General features: G+C 59.5%; 10 protein-coding genes. 4 read left to right on the top strand and 6 right to left on the bottom strand.

The genetic code is table 11. From position 1 onward, the window contains the following. Nucleotides 1–39: 39 nt before the first annotated feature. From OHL18_RS13265 to OHL18_RS13245, 5 genes are read right to left on the bottom strand one after another with little or no spacing between them, the layout of a single operon-like run. The gene (locus OHL18_RS13265) at nucleotides 40–591 is read right to left on the bottom strand and encodes a carboxymuconolactone decarboxylase family protein (RefSeq protein ID WP_263375323.1); all 552 of its coding nucleotides are present in this window, start codon (nucleotides 589–591) and stop codon (nucleotides 40–42) included. A 1-nt stretch (nucleotide 592) separates the two neighbouring features. After that, on the bottom strand, nucleotides 593–1,186 hold the full coding sequence (locus tag OHL18_RS13260; RefSeq protein WP_263375322.1) for a carboxymuconolactone decarboxylase family protein: 594 nt from the start codon (nucleotides 1,184–1,186) through the stop codon (nucleotides 593–595). Nucleotides 1,187–1,214: 28 nt separating this feature from the next. Next, nucleotides 1,215–2,483, bottom strand: a complete 1,269-nt coding sequence (locus OHL18_RS13255; protein ID WP_263375321.1) for an MFS transporter — start codon at nucleotides 2,481–2,483, stop codon at nucleotides 1,215–1,217. Continuing rightward, nucleotides 2,476–3,093, bottom strand: a complete 618-nt coding sequence (locus OHL18_RS13250; RefSeq protein WP_263375320.1) for a carboxymuconolactone decarboxylase family protein — start codon at nucleotides 3,091–3,093, stop codon at nucleotides 2,476–2,478. The genes OHL18_RS13255 and OHL18_RS13250 overlap by 8 nt, the downstream gene beginning before the upstream one ends. Nucleotides 3,094–3,101: 8 nt before the next feature. Next, nucleotides 3,102–6,374, bottom strand: coding sequence for a TonB-dependent receptor (locus OHL18_RS13245; protein WP_263375319.1), 3,273 nt, complete (start codon nucleotides 6,372–6,374; stop codon nucleotides 3,102–3,104). Nucleotides 6,375–6,849: 475 nt separating this feature from the next. Here OHL18_RS13245 and OHL18_RS13240 point away from each other — a divergent pair, with 475 nt between their 5' ends. The 4 genes from OHL18_RS13240 to OHL18_RS13225 all read left to right on the top strand — a co-directional run bounded on the left by OHL18_RS13240 (nucleotide 6,850) and on the right by OHL18_RS13225 (nucleotide 21,801). After that, nucleotides 6,850–10,011: a PSD1 and planctomycete cytochrome C domain-containing protein gene (locus OHL18_RS13240; protein ID WP_263375318.1), complete on the top strand. Its 3,162-nt coding sequence runs from the start codon at nucleotides 6,850–6,852 to the stop codon at nucleotides 10,009–10,011. Nucleotides 10,012–10,040: 29 nt separating this feature from the next. Then, nucleotides 10,041–11,417, top strand: a complete 1,377-nt coding sequence (locus tag OHL18_RS13235) for a DUF1501 domain-containing protein (protein ID WP_263375317.1) — start codon at nucleotides 10,041–10,043, stop codon at nucleotides 11,415–11,417. Nucleotides 11,418–11,597: 180 nt separating this feature from the next. Then, nucleotides 11,598–14,942, top strand: coding sequence for a TonB-dependent receptor domain-containing protein (locus OHL18_RS13230; protein ID WP_263375316.1), 3,345 nt, complete (start codon nucleotides 11,598–11,600; stop codon nucleotides 14,940–14,942). Nucleotides 14,943–15,243: 301 nt separating this feature from the next. Beyond that, nucleotides 15,244–21,801 (top strand): beta strand repeat-containing protein, encoded by a 6,558-nt coding sequence (locus OHL18_RS13225; protein ID WP_263375315.1) that lies wholly within the window; start codon nucleotides 15,244–15,246, stop codon nucleotides 21,799–21,801. Nucleotides 21,802–21,832: 31 nt separating this feature from the next. Here OHL18_RS13225 and OHL18_RS13220 read toward each other — a convergent pair whose 3' ends face one another. Then, nucleotides 21,833–23,569 (bottom strand): recombinase family protein, encoded by a 1,737-nt coding sequence (locus tag OHL18_RS13220; RefSeq protein WP_263375314.1) that lies wholly within the window; start codon nucleotides 23,567–23,569, stop codon nucleotides 21,833–21,835. Between the last annotated feature and the right edge of the window lie 237 nt (nucleotides 23,570–23,806).

Raw genomic sequence — 23,806 nt, 5'->3', positions numbered from 1 at the left:
TGCTCCGGAAAGATTGGGCCAAGTGTCGGCTCGGCCATTTCAGCTTCTGGGCTGTGCATAGCCACTTTCCGCGAGCCGCGCTCCCATTGTCTGATACATCTCCTCATTGCGCGGCTGCCATGTTGCGAGCCCATCAACATAGCGGTTGTACATGCAAAAGGCTGCGGCGATGAGAACGGTGTCATGTATCTCAACGTCTGAAGCGCCATGTTCTCGCGCGGCTTCAACCATGCCGGGGGTGACGGACTTTGCGTCTCCTTGAACATGGGCTGCGATCACCAGGAGCGCCTTGAGTTTCTCAGATATTTCTGCAGTAGAGGGGTCGCTGCATACGGCAGCGACCAGTTCCGGACTGCCGCCGACGTGGTTTGCGGCAGCAGCTCCGTGGCTGGTCTGGCAGAAGTAGCAGGTGTTGCGCGAAGAGACGAAGCTTGCGATCAACTCGCGATCGCGTGAGCTGAGGCTGGCCTCGCTGCCGGGCTCGAAGAGGAGAATATGCGCCAGCTCTCGCATGGGCTTCGCGGTCTCCGGGCGGAAGGCGAAAGCTGCGCCTATTCCGGGAATATCTGCGGGAAGATGGATGTGTGGCATGTTACCTCGCGATCAGTTCTGGTTCAGTTGTTGAAACGATCGGGGTCGCTACGTTCGTCAGGTTGGCGGCGACATAGCCGTCGCGTGCGACCATCTTACCGCGCTGACGATAAAGATCGGGATCCTGCGGCTGGACTGTGGCCAGGCCATCGACGTAGCGGTTGTACATGCAAAACGCCGCGGCGATGAGGACCGTATCGTGGATCTCGATGTCGGTCGCACCCTCGTTGCGAGCAAGTTCGACATCCTCGGAGGTGACCTTCTTGCCATCCTGCTGAACTTTGCCTGCGATGTTCAGTAACGCCTTCAGCTTTGGCGATACATCGGCCGAGTGAAAGTCACGCTTGACGCACTGAACCAGATCTTCGTTGCCGTCGAGATGTGCGGCCGCGATAGCACCATGTATCGATTGGCAGTAGTGGCAGTTGTTCTGCGAGGAGACGTAGGTGGCGATCAGTTCGCGCTCGCCTTGCGTGAGAGAGTTGGGATGACGAAGCAGGACCTCGACAAGTTCGTTGAGCGGCTTTGAGGTCTCGGGACGAAAGGCCATAGGGCCGCGGATTCCGGGCAGGTTTGGAAGTGCGATGTGGGGCATGGTGATCTCCTTGAGATGAAGTGACGGGTTAGAGGGCCGTGTCGACCGCAGCCTGAAGGTTGGCCGATGAGATGAAGTTTGAGGAGGAAGTGCGTGGATACTTCGGTAGAAAGAATTGCAGGACCGCCGCGATGAAGAGCGGCAACGCGAATGAGAGCACGGTTGAGGGAAGATAGGTGCCGGCCTTGTCGAACGCGTGACCCATGAGGACGGGACCGATCGCGCCGCCGACCGCGTAGGCGGTCCAGCTAAGGCCGTAGAGCGTTGAAAAGCGCGAGCGGCCGAAGTACTTCGCGATGAGGTAAGGCACGACATCCGCCTCGCTGCCAGCGCCAAAGCCCATGAGGAACGCTCCCGCGATACCGAGAGACGCGGTCGTGGCGTAGGCGATGGTGAGGACGCCGAGGCCAGCGATCAACAAGACTCCCACCGATACGAAGGGTGCAAAGAGCCGGTCGAGAAGGTGCCCGGTGATGAGACGTCCGAGGATGCCGGAGACTCCGAGCATCGAGAGTGCGAGGGCCGCGCTGGCCGGCGTGATGGAGCGGCCGGTGAGCAGAGCCGCGAGGTGTGCGATGGCCGCGTTGAGGCTGAAGGCAGAGAGTGTGACCGGAAGGGCGATCAGCCAGAAGATACGCGTCTTCAGGACGGCTCCGATCTTCGTTGCGACCGCACTATGCGTGGACTCAGTCTCGACGATCTTGCGATTGCGGACGAGCAATGCAGTAAGAGGGAAGCCGACGAGAGCGATTGAGCCGAGGGTAAGGTACGAAGCTCTCCAGCCATTCGTGGTGATGACGTGTTGCGCGATGATTGGCAGCAGGATGGAACCGGTGCCGCTGCCTGTAAGAACGATGGCGAGGGCAAGTCCGCGACGTTGCTCGAACCATGTGAGCACAGCCCGTGAATAGGCGAGCTGCGCGGTGCCGTTGCCTACGATTCCGAGCAGCAGGTAGCTCGCGTAGAACTGCGCGATATGCCCGCGAAGCAGAGAGAGCGAGGCCATGCCGCACGCGAAGACGACGATGCAGGGCAGGATGATTCGTCGCGGTGGCAGACGATCGAGCAGCGAGCCGATGGTCGGCGAACATGCCGCGACGGTAAGTGCGGTGATGGCGAACGCGTTCGAGATGGCCTCGCGTTTCCAGCCGAAGGCATCGTGCAATGGCCCAAGGAAGAGGCTGAAGGTGTAGGGAACCATGGCCGCGAAGCTGACCATGACTCCGACAAATGCGGCAAGCGTCACTCGCCACCCGGCGTACGAAAGAGAGTTCTCTTCGGCGATGGTCTCAGACACGGACATATCCTCGTTCGGCAATCATGGCACCGTGTATCTTGTGTCCCTCGTGCGAGACCGCGTGCACGCCGCTCGACGAGACCCAACGATTGTAGAAGTTAAAGAGAGCCGTGACAGTGATGGCGTAGTAGATCGCGGCATCGTCCCAACCTTGTGCGCGGAGCGACGCGGTATCCTCGCCAGTGATGTTGGCGGAGTCCATCGTGACCTTGCGCGTAAACCGGAGGAGCGACTTTTCAGCGTCAGTGATCGGTGCGGTGTCGAGATCGCGAACGACCGCCGCGACGGTCGCTTCATCCGTCAGATGCGAGGTGACTGCGGCGTGCGAGCGCATGCAGAACTCGCAGTGGTTGAGTGAAGAGGTATAGGTCGCGATGAGCTCGCGCAGAGCGGGCGAGATAGGCCCGGGCTCATGCATGACGGCATGGGTGAAGCGGCCCATGTGGATCGTCATCTCCGGCGCGAAGGCAAATAGATTCCAGATCTGCCAGTTCTCCTGGCCGTTGGCGCGGGCGCGTTCGATGAGATTGAGATAGCTGCTGGGCTGGGGGTTCGCTTCAACTCCCGGCAGGAACATTGGTTCAAGAGTGGGCATTACGGTCGATGACATAAGGCTCCTTAGAACACGATCTTTACGGCGAACTGAACCAGACGAGGGGAGCCTGATTGAAGCACGCGGCCGAAGTTGGGCGAGGCGAGGTCGGCGATAGGAACACCGAAGTTCGCGTGGTTCGCGATATTGAACATCTCCGCGCGAAACTGAGCGTAGGTCGCTTCGCGCAGCGGGAAGTTCTTCACTGCCGATGCATCCACGTTGGTGAAGGCCGGTGCTCGTGCGACGTTGCGGCCCGAGTTGCCGAACTGTCCTGCCTGGGTCACGGGGTTCAGACGCTGGAAGTCCGACGGGCTGATCCACTGGTTCACGGTGTGCGGGCCATGGTTCGGATTGTGCAAGAGGTTAGGCCGGCTGGCGAAGTAGCCGGAGATGGGCGGAGAGCTCGCCTGGAGCGACACGTTGGTGCTGTCGTAGACGGTGAAGGGTGTCGCCGCGTTCGCAATGGCGATGGTGTTCAACTGCCATCCGTCGAGCAGCAGCTTCGATGTGCCACTCATGTGCGCAGCAAACGGGACCTGCCATATCGCGCTGGCCACGAAACGGTTGCGTGCGTCGAAGAGCGATGGGCCGTGCTCCGCCTTGAGATCGAAGGGGTTTTGCGCGAGGTCGTTCTCTCCGCTGAGTGGCTTGGCCGAAGCGCCCTGAAGATTCATCGACGAGAGATAGTCCATCGTCTTCGACCACCAGTACGAGACGTTCACGCCGAAGCCATGCTGGAAGTTGCGAGAGACCGAGAACTGCGCTGCGTGATAGGTTGAGTTCTGCCCGTAGGTCAACTCGCCCACCGTGGCGAAGTCGCATGGCCCGTTATTGGGCTGGCAGTTCGCATACTCGCGGCGTCGATCCGCATTGGAAGACGTCGCTCCCGGGCCGAAGACCGCGGGATTCGCCTCGATGTTGCGCGGCAGGTGAGTACCCTTGGTCCCAACGTAGCGGGCTTCGAGCACGAAGGCGTTCCCCAGCTCCTGTTGTATTCCGAGGTCCCAATCCTGTGCGTTCGATGGCTTGGAGTTCGGGTCCATCGTGAAGGCTGTGGCCGGCTGCGTGAAGGTGTTCGGCGTGGGAACGGTTCGACCCGTGTAGGGAGCCTGAAAGTTGACCTTGCCGGAGATCTCTACGAACTGCGCATAGGGTAGAGACGAGACGGGGGTCTGCGCGGTGACGTTCGACCCATTGGAGAACGGGTCATAGAAGATGCCGTAGGCGGCGCGGATAGACGTCTTATTGTTCCCATACGGGTCCCAGGCGAAGCCAACGCGCGGCCCAAAGCCCTTGTAGTAGCTGTGCGCGATCCCTTTGCCAATCCCTGCGTCACCGGGATAGAGCAGCCCTGCGGGCGCATCCGGGCGCACTGTGGATTGCTGCCCTGGAACGAAGGCGTTCAGCCGGTCGTGGATCTCGGTGTTCGGGTTGATGATCTCGTAGCGAATGCCCGCGTTCAAGGTGAAGCGGCGGGTCAAACGCCACTCGTCGGTGAAGAACGAAGACATTCCCCAGTGGCGGACTCCGCGATCGAATGAGCCTAGCCCCTGGTAGAACAGCACAGGAGTGCCGAGCAGCAGGTTGGCAAAGGCATCGTTCGTCGGGAACGAAGAGGCGAAGACGAAGAAGCCGTTGGGGGCGATCGATTGAAAGAGGTTGAACTGGTTGCGCACGAAGTCGCCGCCGAAGCGGAAGAGGTGTGCTCCACGCGAGACCGAGACGGTATCCGATACTTCATACGTATTTTGCACCGAGGTCCGCGGGCCGGTGATCGCGCCGCCGACCGGCGAGTATCCGCTTAGGTTGAAGAACGGTGGGCCCTCACCTATTGCTGAAGCAGAATCGTAGTCGAAGCCTAGCGTGCGCGGGCCATTGCGATTCAAACGCTGATCGAAGAGGAAGCCATAGCGGAAGAAGGAGGTCTGGATATTGTTGCTGACGTGCGCTCCGAAGAGGTGGCTGTTGCCGATGACGGCCGAGTGAACGGTGTAGTCGTCGCGCGTGGGAAAGCCGGGAAGGTCAGAGCCGCGGACCGAGATCGGATTCAGGTTCAGGCCGGTGAAGTAGGAGTAGCGAAGGAAGTAGGAGTCGGCGTCTGTCCGATGCAGGTCGAGGCGTAGCCCGGTCTGGTCGTAGTTGTTCGTGCCCACCAGGGTGCTTGTGTACACCGATGGCGAAGTGTTCCCGATGTAGTAGAGTTTGGCGACGTTCAAGCCAACGGGACTGATGGCTGCCGTGGGCAGTTTGCCGCCGGGGAAGGGCACGCCTCCCGCAGCGAGGTTGAGCAGCGGTGTGCTGTCGCCGGAGAAGTCGCCCGCTTGTTGCGCCGCCGTCGGGACGGTCGCGGAAGTCGTGATGCCAGCGCGATTGCGAAGACCTTCGTAGTAGCTGAAGAAGAAGAGCTTCCCCGCGAGGGACCCTGCAGCTACCGGGCCACCGATAGTTACGCCGAACTGGTCCTGCTTGAGCGGCTCGACATGCTGCGAAAAGTAGTTACGTGTGTCGAAGATGTCGTTGCGAAAGAAGTCGTAGACGCCGCCGTGGAAGTGAGGGCCGCCGCTTCGCGTAACGATAGTGGTCACGGAGCCGATGTTGCCGCCGTACTCCGGCGAAGCCGTGGCCGTGAGGATGCGGAACTCCTGCAACGCGTCGATAGGGATTCGCAGCGCAAAGCCTCCATCCATCCGGTCGACGTTCTGCGCTCCGTCCAGGATGAAGTTGTTGGCCTCTGGTCTTTGTCCGTTGACCACGAAGGACTGGCCCGCGCGAAGCGATCCTCCCTCCGTCAATAAGCCTGCAGTAAGCGGCGCAACGCCTGTCTGGAGCAGGCCAAGCTGAGCGAAGTTTCTTCCATTGAGTGGAAGGTCGACGATCTCTCTCTGGGTAACTGTCTTGCCGAGATTGTTTGTGGCAAGGTCGATGTTGGCTGCACCAGCTTCAACAAGGACGGTCTCCTGCAAGCTAGCGAGAGATAGTTTGGCGTCAAGTCGATAGGCATCGCCAATGGAGAGGCGAATGGGGTCTTCGATAAACCTGGCAAAGCCTTCTGCTTGAATCGTTAGCGAATAGGCGTCGATTGGAAGGGCAGAGAACTGAAAGCGCCCGTCCTGTTCTCCATGTAACTCGCGGTGGATGCCGGAGGTCTTCCCCTCAAGCGTGATATGGGCACTGGTGATGATGAGACCGTGCGCGTCCGACACCGTGCCTTCGATGGTGCCTGTGGGTGCCTGGGCGCTTATGAATTGCGACAGCCCCAGACATGTGGACAAGAGAAGGATGACGTGCGTGGCCAACTTATGTCGCCAGGAGACTTGCATTGCGACCTCTGGAATTCGGTTTTTCGAGACATCGGAACTCTAGAGAGGCTCTCTGCGAATGTCGCCAATCCATGTAGTGATTCTGATCTCCAACCGCAGGTGGAGAGCTCTGGATCTGAGGCCTTGAGGCGACGTGCCTGGCTCAGCACAAAGGCGGATTTATTGTTGCTAAGGGTTGACGCTCGTTCCGAGTCATGGTTTCATACATCAAGATGTCTAAGCGCGAATCCATTTCGGTGACCCTCTTTCCCGCTTTCGAGCTGACACTTTGTTGTTGCTCGTGTTGATGATTCCTGCGTAACAAAATCCCCTAAATTCCAGTAGTCCTCTTTCGCTTGCCCTCGCGTGAGTCGTCGCGTCATCTGGCTCGTATCGGCCAGATTGCGTTTGACTCTGTCTGATGGGCCCAGCAGTGTGCATCTTCGCGTGCCCACGATAGGAATTCCGCCTCATGAGCACCATCGTAAAGCTCAGGATCGCGCGTCTGCGCGTAGCATTTGCATCCCTACCGGTCATTGCGTTGGCACTGGCAGTCATCTGGAGCTGGAACTCTCCAGTCGTAAACGCAGCATCGGGCCCGGCGCAGTCCGGCAACGGCGGCGATTCCGCAAAGGCTGAGTTCTTTGAGAAGCAGGTCCGTCCTGTGCTCACGGAACACTGCTATGACTGCCATTCAACTTCCACACGTTCTGCCGGAGGTCTGCGCGTCGATGATCGCGATGCGTTATTGACGGGCGGAAAGTCCGGTGCCGCGATCAACCTGGAGAAGCCGGATGAGAGCCTGATCCTTCAGCGGATTCTTTCAACGGATACGAAGAAGCGGATGCCTAAGGGCGAGGACGATCCGCTGCCTGCGGCGACTGTCGCTAACGTAAGGAAGTGGATTGCAGAAGGGGCATTCTGGCCCGTAGTCGCAGCGGTCGCCGCCGAGAATCAGCCCGCGACCGAAGCTGTCGCACAGACCAATGCCAAGGGTGGTGCGAAGGTTCAGAAGGTGGCCTATCCCCGACCAGCAACAGCAGAGCAGCTTGCATACTTCGAGAAGAACGTCCGTCCAATTCTGGTGAATAACTGCTACAACTGCCACTCCGAAGCCTTCAAGGAAGCGGGTGGGCTGCGGGTCGATGTCGGCATTGCGATCTTCAACGGCGGCAACTCCGGACCGGCAATTATTCCGGGACATCCCGAAAAAAGCTTGCTGATTGAGCGGGTAAAGTCCAGCGACGATAAGAAGCGCATGCCGCAGGAGAGCAAGGAGGCGTTGCCCGCTGACCAGGTCGCCATTCTCGAACACTGGATCAAAGATGGAGCGGCGTGGCCTGACGAGACAGAGAAGCTGCCGCAGACGCCAGCGCGCATCGCTGCGAACTACGCGAAGTTGAAGAAGAATTGGTGGGCCTGGCAGCCTATGACGATCCCGGTTGTGCCTGAAGTCAGGGACGCGGCATGGTCGAGCCAGCCCATCGACAGGTTTGTGTTGGCTGGCCTTGAAGCGAAGAAGCTTGCACCCGTGAAGGACGCGGATGCCGGCACGTTGATTCGCCGCCTGAGCTACGATCTGACGGGACTTCCGCCAACACCCGCAGAGGTCAAGGCATTTGAGAAAGACCATTCATCGCAGGCTTACGCAAAGCTGGTCGATCACCTGCTTGCATCACCGCGCTATGGCGAGCGCTGGGGACGGCACTGGCTCGATGTGGCGCGCTATGCCGAGTCTTCGGGACCGTCCCGCAACATGCCCTATCCCTTCGCGTGGCGCTATCGCGACTATGTCATCGACGCGTTCAACCGCGATGTTCCGTATAACCGCTTTCTGCAGGAGCAGATTGCCGGCGATCTTCTGCCGGCGGCCACACCGGCGGAGCATGATCGTCTACTGATCGCGACTGGGTTCCTCGCGCTCGGGCCGAAGGATGTGAACCAGCGTTTCAAAGCGCGGTTCAAGATGGACAACGTAGACGATCAGATCGACACGGTGACGCGTTCGACCATGGCGCTGACTGTCTCCTGCGCGCGCTGCCACGACCACAAGTTCGACCCGATACCCGCGACCGACTACTACGCTCTGGCGAGCATCTTTACCAGCACCGTCGATGCTGCGGGACTCGGTAGCCGAATGGGTGGAGCGAGCCTGCAGTACTACGAACCGAAGCTGCTGAACTACCTCAGTTCGTCCTCGCAGGCGCCGAAGGCTTCGCAAGCCGATGTAGACAAGCTGAAGGCAGAGGTAGCCGCAGCCAAGTTTGCGCTCGATGCCTTCAACGAAAAGGATGCAGCTGAGTTCAAAGCGAATCCCAACCGCCCGGCTCAGTCAGATGCGTACAAGAAGACCCACACAGACCTGCAACGGAACTTCGTTCACCTGAGCGAAGAGCTGAAGCTGACCAACGATCTCGGTGAACTTGGTTACGGCATCGAGGGCGCTCGCGATGGCGAGATCATTGACACAGCCGTCCGGATTCGCGGGGTGGAAGAACGCCACGGCCCGATCGCGCCGCGCGGATTTCTCTCGCTCGTAAGTCTGAGCAATACACCGAAGATTCCCGCGAATCACAGTGGACGTCTTGAGCTTGCTCAATGGATCACAGATCCAGAGAATCCGCTGACGGCGAGAGTCTATGCAAACCGTGTCTGGCAACATTTGTTCGGTACCGGGTTAGTCAGTACAGTGGACAACTTTGGCTCGACGGGCGACACTCCTGCGAACGCAGCGCTGCTGGACTATCTTGCGCAGGACCTGATTCACAACGGCTGGTCGACGAAACATCTGGTGCGCGAGATCGTTTTGACGCGCGCGTATCAGCTCGGTTCAGAGACGCCTGAGGGATATCGCGACATCGATCCGGCGGACCATCTGATCTGGCGACATGCCCCGCGGCGGCTTGAAGCGGAAGAGATCCGCGACACGATTCTGCAGTCGGCGGGCACTCTGAACTTGAGCCCTCCCCATGGCTCCCCGACGATGGCGCTGCGAGTGATCGAGATGCGTGACGACGGCCCTGTGGTGCATTCGATCCTGAAAGCCGCCGACCGCAGTCCCTATCGCAGCATCTACCTGCCGCAGTTGCGCGGCGAGACTCCTCGAGCGTTGGCAGCCTTCGATCCCGTGACGCAGACATTAGTGAGTGGTCAACGGGAAGAGACGACCGTGCCAACACAGGCGCTTTTCCTTCTAAACTCCCCATTTGTAAGAGAGCAGTCGTTGTTGCTCGCACAAAGGCTTCTCGCCGACAGGCGTGGAAACGATACACAACGCATCCGCGTAGCGTTCGAAAGAGTGCTGGGACGCGAGCCGACTAAGGGGGAGGCCGAACGGGTGAGAGTCTTTCTCGCGAAGTACGCACAGACGTGGGCGAGTGGCCATCCTCCCAAGGCGCAACTGATTGAAGCTAGTCTAGCGATCGGTTCTGCAACTGCCTCGGAATCTTCGAAAGATGTCACGGCCGGCATCGTTCGCTCCGACAGCCTGGGCCAGGATGATCCCGACGATACGAGCAAACAATTCGCGGACGAGACACCACCGCTCGTCATTCCCGACTCCTCACAGCAGGCTGCCTGGGCAGCGTTTGTGCAGTCGCTTTATGGCTCGGCCGAGTTTCAATTCGCACGCTAACCAACAACGGAATATTGGAGATCACGAAGATGTCGAACAATCCTTTTCAAGTCTCTCGTCGAAATCTGTTGAGGTCTGCTGGTGCAGGCTTCGGGCACCTCGCTCTCGCTGGACTGCTCGGCTCGGTCGCGAAGAAGGCCGCTGCGCAGGAGTTGAACGTCAACAACCCTCTTGCTCCGAAGAAGCCTCCGCTACCGGTGAAGGCCAAGCGCGTCATCTTCCTCTTCATGGAAGGCGCGATGTCGAGCGTGGACACCTTCGAGTACAAGCCAGAGCTGGAGAAGCGCGGCGGCAAGTCCGGCCCCGGAGGCGGCACCATCACCCCCTCGCGATTTAAGTTCAAGCAGTACGGCAAGTCCGGAGCGTACTTCTCTGAACTACTTCCGAACATCGCGGAGCATGCAGACGAGTTCAGCTTTTTGCGTGGACTCTACACCGATACTCCAGCGCATCCGCAGGCAGTCGTGCAACTGCATACAGGCAGCGCGAATGCTGCACTCACGAGACCGAGTTGGGGATCATGGCTTCTCTATGGGCTAGGTACGGAGAACCAGAACCTCCCCGGTTACATCACCATCAATCCACCAATTGCCTTTGGTGGCGCGGCGAACTACGGCAGCGCGTTCCTGCCCGCTTACTATCAGGGCACGGCGATCACCGACCAGGGCTTCATGCCGAACATCAAGGCCGCTACTGAGAGGAGACTAGAGCGTGAACAGATTGACCTCATCCAATCGTTCAACCATGACGTGGCTCTACGACCGGGCGCACCGGATGCCGTCGATGGTGTGATCAAATCCTACGAGCTTGGCTTCCGCATGCAGGACACAGTTCCGCAACTTCTAGATATCTCCGGCGAGCCGCAGCATGTGCAGGATGCTTACGGCGTGAAGCCCGGGCCGGAGGGGTCGTTCGCGCGACAGTGCCTCATGGCGCGTCGACTGAGTGAAGCTGGCGTGCGATTCGTCGAGATCCGCCAGGCTGGATGGGACCATCACACCAACCTGCACCAGGGATTGATCGAGCAGTCGCGCCGCGTCGATCAGCCGACTGCGGCATTGCTCACCGACCTTAAACAGCGCGGACTTCTCGAGGACACGCTCGTGCTCTTCGGTTCCGAATTTGGCCGTCTGCCTACGTCACAGGGTGCCGATGGCCGCGACCACAACATCACGGGCTACTCCATGTTCCTTGCGGGCGCGGGCGTGAAGAAGGGCTTCAGCTATGGGGCAACCGACGAGCTTGGCATGACCGCAGTCGACGGCCGCATGCACATCAACGATTTGCACGCGACGTTGCTTGCGTTGATGGGCATCGACCATGAGCAACTGACGTATCGCTACGAGGGCCGCGACTTCCGGTTGACGAACGTTGCCGGGGTCGTCAATAACCAGGTCTTTGCCTAGAGCTTGCGCAACATAACCCAGTACGAAAAGGAATCGACATGACGATCTACACCCCATCGATGCACAAGCCCATGCGCTGTTGTTGCGCGATCGCACCGCTATCGACAGCTTCAGCTCCGCAACCTCTTCACGTGCGCAGCGTTCAGATTCTTCCGTTCCATCATCCCTTATGAGGCCGTCATGAAACTCTCAAATCTTCGAGCCGCAGCATACGCACTGCGATCTGTCTTTGCCTTGGCGATCATCGCTTTTGGCTTCGCCTCAACCCGAGCATTCGCCCAGACGACGAGTATCTCAGGCTCCGTTCAGGACGCTCAGAAGGCCCAGATCTCCGGAGCGAAGATCAGCATCACACGAACCGAGTCCGGCGAACATCGCGAAGCTAGATCCAACGACGATGGCTTCTTCATCTTCCCAGTGCTTATCCCTGGACACTATGACCTCACCGTCGAAAAAGATGGATTCGGTTCCGAGACGAAGACCGGCGTGCAGGTGCTTACCGGTCAGACATCGACAGTCGATCTCGTTCTGCAGACGGGCCAGGTGCAGCAGAGCATCGATGTCGAATCTGATATTCCATTGCTGCAAACGACGACCTCCACGATCTCGAATGTCGTCGAAAACGAGACGATCGTGAATCTGCCGCTACTGGATCGCAGGGCCACGCAGCTACAGCGCCTCAACGGTTTTGTCATCGGCACCGGCACAGGATCGGGATCGACTTTCGCCATCGCGGGTGGCCGCGGCAACAATGCGAATTACACAGTCGACGGTGGAACCACGCAGAACCTGCTGCAAGGTGTTCCGACCCAGATGTTCGATCTTCCCATCGACGCGTTGCAGGAGTTTAATCTCACGGTCAGTGACTACACCGCGGACCTTGGACGTTCTGGCGGTGGCGTTATCCAGATGACCACGAAATCCGGCACAAACCAGTTCCACGGCAGCGGATACATCTACTATCGCAGCAATAATCTGCAGGCCAAGCCACTGTTCGCCACCGTTAACCCGCCGCTACAGTACAAGCTGTTTGGAGGAAGCATCGGTGGCCCGATCATCAAGGACAAGACGCACTTCTTCTTCACTTATGAAGGTAAGCGCGCGACTACGACGAGCGTTCTCACGCTGAGCGTTCCGTCTGCTGCAGAGCGCCTGGGAGATTTTTCGGCCATCGCAACCCCGGTTATCGATCCCAGCACCGGCAAGCAGGCTATTGGAGATGATGGGACTCTCAACAAGCTGCCCAGCGCGGAGCTTGATCCCTACGGCCTCAAGCTGGCTTCCTACTATCCGCTGCCGAACATCGCCGGCGCTCCCATCAACAGCAATAACTTCACCGCGAACGATCCAGCGACCGCAATCATCAACGACTACGTTGTTCGCATCGATCACGTCTTCCGCGAGAAGGACACAGTCTATGGCCGCTTCCTCGCCCAGCCGGATCACACTGTCACCTCCGATGTGTTTCCAACTCCCGGTACAGACGTCTACGGCGCGCTATCGCACAACTACTACTACAACCCGTCCGCTACCTGGAACCACATCTTCACGCCAAGCCTGATCAACGAAGCGAGATTCACTTACTCGCGCAGGCAGTCGCTCAGCATCTCGCACAGCGTGGATGCAGCAGTAAACTCTCAGCTGGCGTTGCCTGGAATCAATTCCCAATTCTTCCCTGGCGTCTCATTGAGCGGCCTGGCTGCAATCGGAAACAACTCCCAGCAACAGCGTTTGCAGACTCCCATCATCAGCAACGAGTACACCGATAATCTTTCCTGGCAGCGCGGCAATCATCAATTTAAGTTCGGCGTCGACTATCGCACCTCCGCCGATGGGGACCTCTACTCTCCGTCAGCCGGCGGCTTCTTCACCTTCAACAACACGGGCATCAGCACGAACGCAGCGGCTGGAAGCCTGGCAAACCTGGTGTTGGGTCGCGTCGCCTCCGCCACGCGGCAGGAGACGGAACTGCTCTACTCGGTTGGTTGGAGCTGGGGACTCTACGCGCAGGACAACTGGCACGTGAACTCCAAGCTGACCCTGAACTATGGGCTTCGTTGGGACATCGACTCGCCTCGTTATCTCACCAACAACCGGCAGAACTCCTTCGACGTAAACGCGATCAACCCCATTTCCAACACGCCGGGCATCATCACCTTCTCCGGCATCAACGGTCAGAGCAAGTACGCGAACAACTTCGACTATACCAACTTCGGCCCGCGCGTCGGCTTTGCTTACACACCTGTCGAACACTCTGTAGTGCGTGGTGGTGGAGCGATCCTGTTCCCCGGCGAGTACGACCAGGCAACTCCCATCGTCGATTACACCGGCTTTTCGAACGCGATCACGCTACAGTCGGCGAACCCTGGCGTTGGAACACCCGCGTTTCTGTTGAAGAATAACGCGACAGATGGCACGGGCAAGGCGGTGTTCCCGACGCTCGATCAACTGACCCCGGGCTTTGGCGCAGTTGCCGTTGGGCAGAAGCCCACCGTCGCGCCACAATTCATTCAGCCCAAGCGGCATACCGGATACCTGTACCAGGCGAATCTCGACGTGCAGCATGAGTTCAAGGGAAGTCTTCTGCTGGATGTCGGTTATCTCGGAACTTACGGCCATCATCTCGCCAGCGTAAGCGCCGAGAGCATCAATCAGATCACTCCGACGGCCCAAGCGACTCTGTCTACCTTGCCCGCCGGCTTCAACACGCAGACGCTTCGGCCCTTCCCGCAGTTCAGCAACGTCCAGGTGCTCTATCCGGACATCGGCCAGTCCAAGTACAACGGCGTGAACATCGGTGTGCAGAAGCGCTACTCGCGCGGACTTCAATATCAGGTGAACTATACCTTCTCGAAGTTCGTCGACAATGAAGTGGCGCGCAACGAGCTTGCCGGATATCCAGGCACGGATACTTACACCGACTACTACCATCCGCAGACACGGTATGGTTTGTCAGGCAACGATGTTCGCCAGCGCCTCATGGGCAATGCGTTGTATGAGCTTCCTTTCGGACGCGGCAAGCTGGTGAACTTGCAGTCTCGGTGGCTGGATAGCCTGGTGGGCGGGTGGACAGTGGGTGCGCTGACAGAGATCCACTCCGGCACAGCGCTCAGCGTGATCGACGCGACGAACAACACCGGCACCTACTCGGATGGAGTTCGCCCGAATCTCGACGGCAATCCGAATAGTCTCTCAAGTTCAAGGGCGCGGTCTGCAAAGATCGCGCAGTGGTTCAATACGGGTGCGTTCACTCAGAACGCTGCGTTTACCTTTGGCAATGCTCCTCGCACCTTTGGGCGTGGACCGCGGCTGGTGACGTCGGATGCTTCGCTGCTGAAGAAGGTGAACATCCGCGAGAACCATGCCATAGAGTTTCGTCTTGAGGCATCTAACGTCTTCAACCACGCGAGTCTCGGGAATCCAAACACACAGTTTGGAAGCGCAACATTCGGGAAGGTGAGCACACTCCAGCCAGGCGGAGTCGCCTCTCGAACTTTGCAACTTGCGGCCCACTACACGTTCTAGGTCATCGCATATTTGTCGAATCAGATGCGTCGTAGCACCATGAGCTTTCCTCCGGAGAGCCATGGTGTGGATGACGCCTCCTTGTCAGCGATTTCACGAGCTTTGCAATTTCTGGCAAAAAACAGCTCGTTCGGGATTCGCCGTGGTAAGATTCCCGCGTCGGCCCCCATGCTCCACTGGTGATTTGTCCCGGTCAAGATTCCGGTGTTCCGGCGTTCTGCGTCCGGCACACCGCATCGCCGCGATTGGTCCTCGTGTCACGGTTGCACGCCGTACACCGAATCGAATCGTGGAGGCCCAAATGCAGGTTGACACGAGCGCGCAAGCGAGTCCCAACTCGAACATTCAGCTTGCCTGGGATCAACTCATGAATCGCCCCACCTTCGCGAAGCCGGCGACCGACAACAAGACTCGGAACTCCTGGAAATCAGTTCTTTTCAACCTCTGCTTTTTGTTCGCATCGATTTCGGCTCTCGTGCCCACTCTCGTTGCGCAGACGGGCAACGTGATAATTTCCACCAACGCAACCTGGGCCACTGGAACTTATAGCCTGACGAGCCTCACGGTTGAGAATGGCGCAACGCTGACGATTGGTGGCGGCTCTACTGTAACGGCCAGCGGCGCGGTCCTTGTGACGGCGAACTCCAACGTAGTGCTGCAGTCGATCAACAATGCCGCGCAGGTGAACGGCAGTTGGCAGGGTGTGGGCGTTACGGTGAACGCAGGCTCTGTCCAGGTAGATGCTGGTAGCTCGATCAATGCAGACGGCCAAGGGTATCTGGCGAGTGCAGGTCCGGGCGGAGCTCCGGCCGGCTCGAGCGCCGGAGGCTCCTACGGCGGGATGGGCGGACTGGGGGAAAATGCTACTTCCGCAGGTCCGATTTATGGTTCCAACACGACGCCCAGCGACCTTGGCTCGGGCGGCGGTTCTCGCTGTTGCGGAGCCATTGCCGGAACTGGCGGCGGCGCGGTCCGTCTGATCGTAAGTGGAACGCTAACCGACAACGGGGTTATCTCCGCGAACGGAGCGAATCTGGTCGGATACCAGGGCGGGGGTGGCTCCGGCGGGTCGGTGTGGGTCACGACGGCGGGACTTGTGGGCTCGGGCGTCTTCACAGCCAATGGCGGCACGGGCGGTGAGGCAGCCGGCGGCGGCGGACGGATCGCTGTTTACTACAACGCGCCGACAAGCACCTTCACAGGGTTCTCAACGTCCACGTCCAACGGTGCGAGCTGCGGCACGCAATGCTCGAACGGCACGGCTTCGGCAGGCAGCACCGGCACTGTGGCGTTTTTTGATACCTCGGCAACCAATGGCAATCTGATGGTGGATCAGGACCTTACGATCCCCGCAGGTACTACAGTTACGTACAACTCAATTACGGTGCAGCCGGGCGCGATCCTGACAATCGGCGGTGGCTCAACGGTTACAGTGACCAATACTTTGACTGTCAGCGGCACCCTGGTTGCGCAGTCGATCAACAACACGGCTCTGATGAACGGAAAGTGGCAGGGAAGTGGCGTTACTCTCCATGCGACGTCGATGGTGGTCAATACCGGCGGCTCGATCAACGCAGATGGCCAGGGATACGTTGCGGGCGCGGGTCCAGGAGGTGCACCGGGCGGCTCAAGCGCGGGTGGATCCTATGGCGGGCTTGGGGGTGTAGGCGACGGCGTCTCTCCGGGCGGTATTTATGGCTCGACGACAGCGCCGACCGACCTCGGTTCGGGAGGCAACACGCGCTGCTGCGGAACGATTCCGGGTGCGGGTGGTGGAGAGCTTACGATCACCGTCTCGGGAACTTTGACCGATAACGGAATCATCTCGGCGAACGGTGGAAATGGGACCGGGCTGCAGGTGGGTGGGGGTTCCGGCGGAACCGTATCCATGCAGATTGGGACCCTGACCGGTTCAGGCAGCGTTGCGGTTGACGGCGGCCTGGGCGGCGAGGCCGGCGGCGGTGGCGGAAGGGTTGCCATCTACTACAACACAAACAGCGGTTTCAACATTGCGCTGGTCACTTCGAACGGCGGCACATCGAGCAACGGCAATCCCGGTGCGGTCGGAACGGTCTTTACACTCGGTTCCGGGTCGAACTTGACCGTCTCGAACGACACGACACTCCCGCCGAATGCGAACCTTAGCTTCAACAGTGTCACGGTCAACAATGGGGCGAAGCTCACGGTGGGCAGCGGCACGACCCTGGCTTCCAACAGTGTCACGGTGACCGGCGGTGGCAACTTCACTATCGGGGGCGGCTCGACGCTGAACATCAGCGGCGCGATCCTGGTCACGGGCAATTCGCAGATGGTGTTGCAGTCGATCAACAATGCGTCTCAGGTGAGTGGCAGTTGGCAGGGCTCGGGCGTGACGGTGGACGCAGGCTCAGTCCAGGTGGATGCAGGCAGTTCGATCAATGCGGACGGTCAGGGGTATCTGGCTAGTTCGGGCCCGGGCGGAGGTCTGGCCGGTTCGAGCGCCGGCGGTTCCTATGGAGGTCTGGGCGGAGTGGGCGATGGTACTCCGCCGGCTCCGATCTATGGTTCCAACACGACGCCTGACGATCTTGGCTCGGGCGGCGGCTCTCGTTGCTGTGGGGCGATTGCCGGAACTGGCGGCGGCTTGGTTCGCCTGATCATAAGTGGAACTCTCACGGACAATGGAGTCATCTCCGCGAACGGAGCGAACTTAGTTGGCTATCAGGGCGGCGGTGGTTCCGGCGGATCGGTGTGGGTCACGACAGCAGGCTTGGCGGGTTCGGGCGTCTTTACGGCCAACGGCGGAACAGGAGGCGAGGCAGCTGGCGGCGGCGGACGGATCGCCGTTTACTACAACGCGCCGACCAGCACCTTTACCGGCTTCTCCACATCCACGTCCAACGGAGGCAGCTGCCAGACACAGTGCTCGAACGGCACTTCGTCCGCGGGCGGAGTGGGGACTGCGGCGTTTTTCGACACCTCGGCAACCAACAGCAATCTGATGGTGGATCAGGACCTCACGATCCCGGCAGGTACAACCGTCAGCTACAACTCGATTACGGTGCAGCCGAATGCAGTTCTGACGATCGGCGGCGGCTCGACGGTTACGGTTGCCGGTTCCTTGACGGTGAGCGGTACGGTGGTCGCGCAATCGATCAACAATACGGCCCTGGTAAACGGGAAGTGGCAAGGCGCAGGTGTGACCCTTAACGCCGCAGAGGTGGTCGTCAACGCGAATGGTTCGATCAACGCCGATGGCCAGGGATATGTCCCAAGTGCCGGTCCCGGCGGTGCATCGCCCGGTACCAGCGCGGGTGGCTCCTACGGAGGAGCAGGAGGAGCAGGCGATGGAAGTCCCTCGGCCGCCACATATGGTTCGGCGACTCTTCCCGTCGACCTCGGTTCGGGCGGCGGTCTGCGTTGTTGCTCAACCTCCGCGGGCGCGGGCGGCGGTGCGCTCTTCTTCAACGTATCGGGAACTCTCACCAATAACGGAACGATCTCTGCCAATGGCGCGGCCATCGTCGGGTACCAGGCTGGGGGCGGCTCCGGCGGAACCGTCTACGTTAAGACCGCAGGGCTGTCGGGGGCGGGGGCCTTTACCGCCAATGGTGGTCTGGGCGGCGAGGCCGGCGGTGGTGGTGGTCGTGTGGCCGTCTACTACGACGCACCCTCCAGCAACTTCACCGGCTTCTCCGCATCGACGGCCTCGGGCGGCGGTTGCGGCACCCAATGCACCAGCGCCACAGCTTCTCCAGGCAGCAATGGTACGTCGGCGTTCTTCGATACTTCGGCGACGAACAACAATCTTGCGATCTACCAGAACTTCACGATTCCAGCTGGGGGCTCTCCCACGTACAACACCGTGAATTTGCAGCCCGGTGCCTTGCTGACGATTGGCGGTGGCACAACTTTGACGGTGACCAACGCACTGGCGGTGAGCGGCACTGTGGTCGCGCAATCTGCAAACAATACGGCTCAGGTCAACGGTGTGTGGGCGGGATCGGGCGTGGCGATCACCGCCGGCTCGATCACCGTCAATAGCGCCGGTTCGCTGAACGCCGATACGCAGGGGTATGTCGCGGGCGCGGGACCGGGCGGCTCTCCGGCTGGTACAAGCGCGGGTGGCTCTTACGGTGGGCTCGGTGGAGTGGGCGATGGAGCTTCTCCATCCCCGACCTACGGCTCAAAGATGCTACCCGTCGATCTCGGCTCTGGGGGCGGCTCGCGCTGTTGCGGAACGATTCCCGGCGCGGGCGGCGGAGACCTTCTCCTCACCGTCTCGGGAGTGCTCACCGATGACGGGGTGATCTCCGCGAACGGCGGAGACGGGACCGGTCTCCAGGTCGGGGGCGGCTCGGGGGGATCGGTAAACATCCATACAACCACCCTTGCGGGCTCGGGAAGCATTGCGGCCAACGGCGGCTCAGGCGGCGAGGCGGGCGGCGGTGGCGGCAGAGTCGCCCTTTATTTCACCTCTGCCAACAACTTCAATCTGACGCTGGCCACCGCCACCGGCGGCAGCTCGGATGGCGGCAACGCAGGCGCTATGGGAACCGTCTACATTCCGGGCGGGCAGGTTACCAAGGCGTCCAGTACGACTGCGCTGAGCGTTTCGCCAACCCAGCTCAATGCGGGACAGGCAGAGACCTTCCAGGCCGTCGTCACCGCCGCGACGGGCGGACCGACGCCGACCGGTAACGTGAGCTTCTTTGACGGGACAAACCTGGTCGGGACGCAGGTTTTGAGTGCGTCGCAGCAGAGCGGGACGGCGACTGCGCAGTTTCAGACGACGGTGCTGACAGTGGGGACGCACAGCATCACGGCGAGCTATGGCGGCGATGGAAACGTTGACGCGAGCACAAGTCCAGCGCAGATGGTCACTGTGAGTCTGGATCCAACGACTTCGACGCTGGCGCTTTCGGCTGCGACTCTCGCGGTGGGCCAGACGGAGATGTTGACGGGGACGATCGCCGGAGGAACAGGCAGCCCCGCGATGACCGGCACAGTGAACTTCTTCGACACTACCGCTAGCACCAGTTTGAGCACTGTAGCTGTGACGTCGACCAGCACCGGAGGCTCTGCCGTGCTGGCAGTGAGCAATCTAACCGTGGGAACGCACGTTCTAAACGCGCGCTACAGTGGCGATGCCAACTACCAGGCCAGCACGTCGCCTAACCAAACCGTGGTAGTAACAACCAAGGCGCAGACGATCACGTTTGCCCCCATTCCGGACCATCAGTTCGGAGACCCGCCCTTCACGTTGAACGCTACGGCGAGTTCAGGCTTGCCTGTCAGTTATGCAGTGACCAGCGGTCCGGCTACGGTGTCGGGCAACGTCGTGACGATTACCGGCGCTGGTACGGTGGGGATTCAGGCGACCCAGGCAGGAAATGCAACCACCTTTGCTGCGGCAACGCCGGTGACGCAGAGCTTCACAGTCGCAAAGGCGACGCAGACGATTAGCTTCGCGCCAATCCCGAACCACACAGCAGGTGATCCGGCGTTCCAACTCAACGCCACGGCTTCCTCCGGGCTAGCGATCTCGTACGCTGTCAACTCCGGCCCGGCGACGATTGCGGGCAACTTGGTCACCCTGACGGGTGCGGGCACGGTGCAGATCCAGGCGACGCAGGCCGGGAACACGAACTTTGCGGCAGCGACACCGGTCAACCAGAGTTTCACGGTATCGCTACAGTCGCAGACCATCACCTTTCCGTCAATCCCGAACCACACGCTGGGCGACGCTCCGTTCACTCTATCTGCGACGGCCTCTTCCGGTTTGGCCGTGACATACTCCGTGATCTCAGGCCCGGCGACCGTCTCGGCCAGCACGGTGACGTTGACGGGCGCGGGCACGGTGGTTATCCAGGCGGCGCAGGCAGGGAATACCACTTACGCCGCGGCGACCTCGGTGACACAGACCTTCACCGTATCGCCGCCGGCTCCAACACTGGCCAGCATTACTCCGGCGGGTGGGGTGATCGGCAGCGGGGCAACAACGATCACGCTCACCGGGGCTAACTTCGTCTCCACAGACACGGTACAACTCAACGGCGCGGCAATAGCCACAAATTTTGCCAGCTCCACGACGCTGACGGCGATCGTTCCTGCCAGCTTCCTGGCCGCGACGGGAACGGGGCAGATCACGGTATTCGATTCTGTAACCAAGTCCACCACGGCTGCGCAGAGTTTCTCTGTCTTCGCTGCGCCGGATATTAACTTCTCCGGGCCTCCCACTGCGGCTCCCGCGTCACAGCCGTCCTTGACCTTCCAACTGGTCAACCCATATCCCTTCCCGATCGCCGGCTCGCTGAATCTCGCCTTCACACCGTCTGTCACCAACGCAGTCGATGATCCGGCGGTACAGTTCTCGACCGGGGGGCGGACCCAGCTCTACACCATTCCAGCTCTATCGCAAGTCACGCCGACCGTGCAGATTCAGAGCGGCACCGTAGCCGGAGTCGCAACGGTGACTCTGGTGGTGACATCGAACGGAGTCAACGTGACGCCCGCGAACGTGGTGCCCGTAGAGATTACGATTCCGCCAGCCGTTCCAATGATCACAACCGCAGCTCTGACGCGGTCGGGCACGACGCTGGTGGTGGCGGTGCACGGATTCTCAAATACGCGCGAGGTTTCGACTGCCAGGTTCCATTTCACGGCTGCTCCCGGAAACAGCGTCTCAACCCCGGATATCACGCTCCCCGCGACTACTATCTTTGCGGACTACTTTACTTCGTCTGTCTCGGCACCTTATGGATCCACGTTCGTGTACACGCAGGACTTCACTTTGAACGATGATGCATCGTCCATTCAGAACGTGACAGTGACACTGGTCAATTCAGTCGGCGACTCGGTCCAGGTGACGACGCAGTAAGCTGGCCCACTGAAGCTCACCGGCGCTTGCTCTAAGTTATTGAATTATATGGTGGGCACAGCAGGACTTGATTGCTCTGCAGTACACCTTCTGGCGAAGAAAAAAGGGAGACATCACCGCTCACCTGATAGACAAGGCCGCGTTCGTCCTGTGACGGTGTCAGCGTTATAGAGGTCATTCGCTTTTGGAGTTCGTGGCGAACGGTCTCGGGCGATCCGGCAAGGATCTCCGCAAGCGAAGACGCCGAGTTTGCAATGAACGACCGCACCTCTAGTTCAGTGATATCGGCTGTTGGTGGCTTCAATGTGCTTGCTAGCGTCTCGTCGATGCGGTCGATCTTGGTTTCAATCTCCTTGAGCTCCGCTAACAGGCTCCGAGAATGACCACACTCACGGACGGCAGAGACCACGTTTTCCATCTGGCTACTGAGCTTCCGTCGCGTAGCCTCCATTTGATCTTGTTGTAGTTCCGCGTCCAAACGCTGTTGACGACTTCTGCCCATGGCCTCCTTCAGACAGCGCATCACGCCTTGAACAACATCTTCTTGAAGTAAGCCTGGTTTCAAATTGTCGCTCAGAGCCGCAATGAAGGTGTCTTCAAGAATCTTCAGCAGTATCGTAGCTTTGTTACTACACGTTTTACTTTCTCGGTGATTGCGGCATCCGTAGCGGGCCGGATTCGTTGTGGTGATCGTCATGTTTGCCCCGCAGAGACCGCACTTCAGGAGGCCGCTGAATAGGTACTTACGGCAAGCTTCAGTGCGAGTCATCCCGCCCAGTCGCTTGACGCCGAAGCCGCGCGTCGCTCGAACAAACTGCTCCTGCACCTGTGCAAAGAGTTCGTCTGAGACGATTCTCAGGTGGGGAAGCTCTTTGCGCTTCCACTTGTCTTCTGAAACGTCGGACCTCGTCTTATTTCCGGTCTCCGGGTCCCGATCCTCCACTGTACGTCCCCAATACGTCCGTCCACAGTAACGCTCATTGCGGAGGATCTCCCTGATCGCGGTCTTGCACCAGGCGGCATTGCGACGAGTACGCGGGTTCTGAGAAGTCGGCACTCTTTCATCGTTAAGAATGGTTGCGATCTGTAGCAGGGAACGGCCAGACGCGTACATCTCGAAGACGCGAACGACAATGGCGGCTTCCTCGGCAAGTACCACCTGCCTCATGCCAAGAATGGCCGGGTGGCCATATAACCCTCGTCGAGACGGATCTTCCTCACGGACGTTCTCATAGCCATAGCAATCGCCCCCGGGGTTGTATCCTTTTTCGAAGAGGTCTACTCTCGCACCCTTGATTTTGTACCCAAGAGTCTTTGAGAACTTTGCATGGCGCTGGGCGATGGCGGGAAAAACCTCGTCAAACCAAGGCGACTTCGAGTCAAGGTCGTCCTCCACAAAGAGTGCGTAGACCCTGTGATGGTTAAGTATCTCGATTGTCTTGAGAGCATCTGCAGTGTTTCGGCTCATTCGTGAGGGGTCGTCGAACAGGATATATTCAAAGAGCTTCGGCTTCGATTTGGCGCAGATCATGAGTTGTTCGAAGCCGGGACGGTGGAAGAGCGTGGTCCCCGACTTCTCCTCGTCAGAGAAGATGGCTTCTTCCACGATTTCCCAACCTTTCCGCGCAGCGGCTGCGCGACAGTTCCGGATTTGAACGTCGATGGACGCTCCCTTCTGTTTGTCTGATGAGTAGCGGGCATAGATGGCGCATCGGATGCGTCCATTGGCTGCCGAGATAACGGAATTGATCTGAACTTCGTTGAGCATGGTGTACGACGGCCTCATAGGCCGCCCTCCTTACCCAGCAGTTGGGAAGTCGGATTGTCTCCGTTTACTTGAATTGCCGCCGGGGACATCGCAGACCGGTGCTTCAAGAACTCATCGGCCAGGAGCGGGACCACGCAGTCGAGCATGAAAGACCTTAGAGCTTCGGCATCGGGTTTCCCGGTCGGCATCACAATCCGGCATGAACCTTTCCGGGGCTTGACCTTGGATAGTTGCTTC

Source organism: Granulicella aggregans, from assembly GCF_025685565.1.
Classification (GTDB): domain Bacteria; phylum Acidobacteriota; class Terriglobia; order Terriglobales; family Acidobacteriaceae; genus Edaphobacter; species Edaphobacter aggregans_B.
This window is presented reverse-complemented; position numbering and strand designations above follow the sequence as displayed.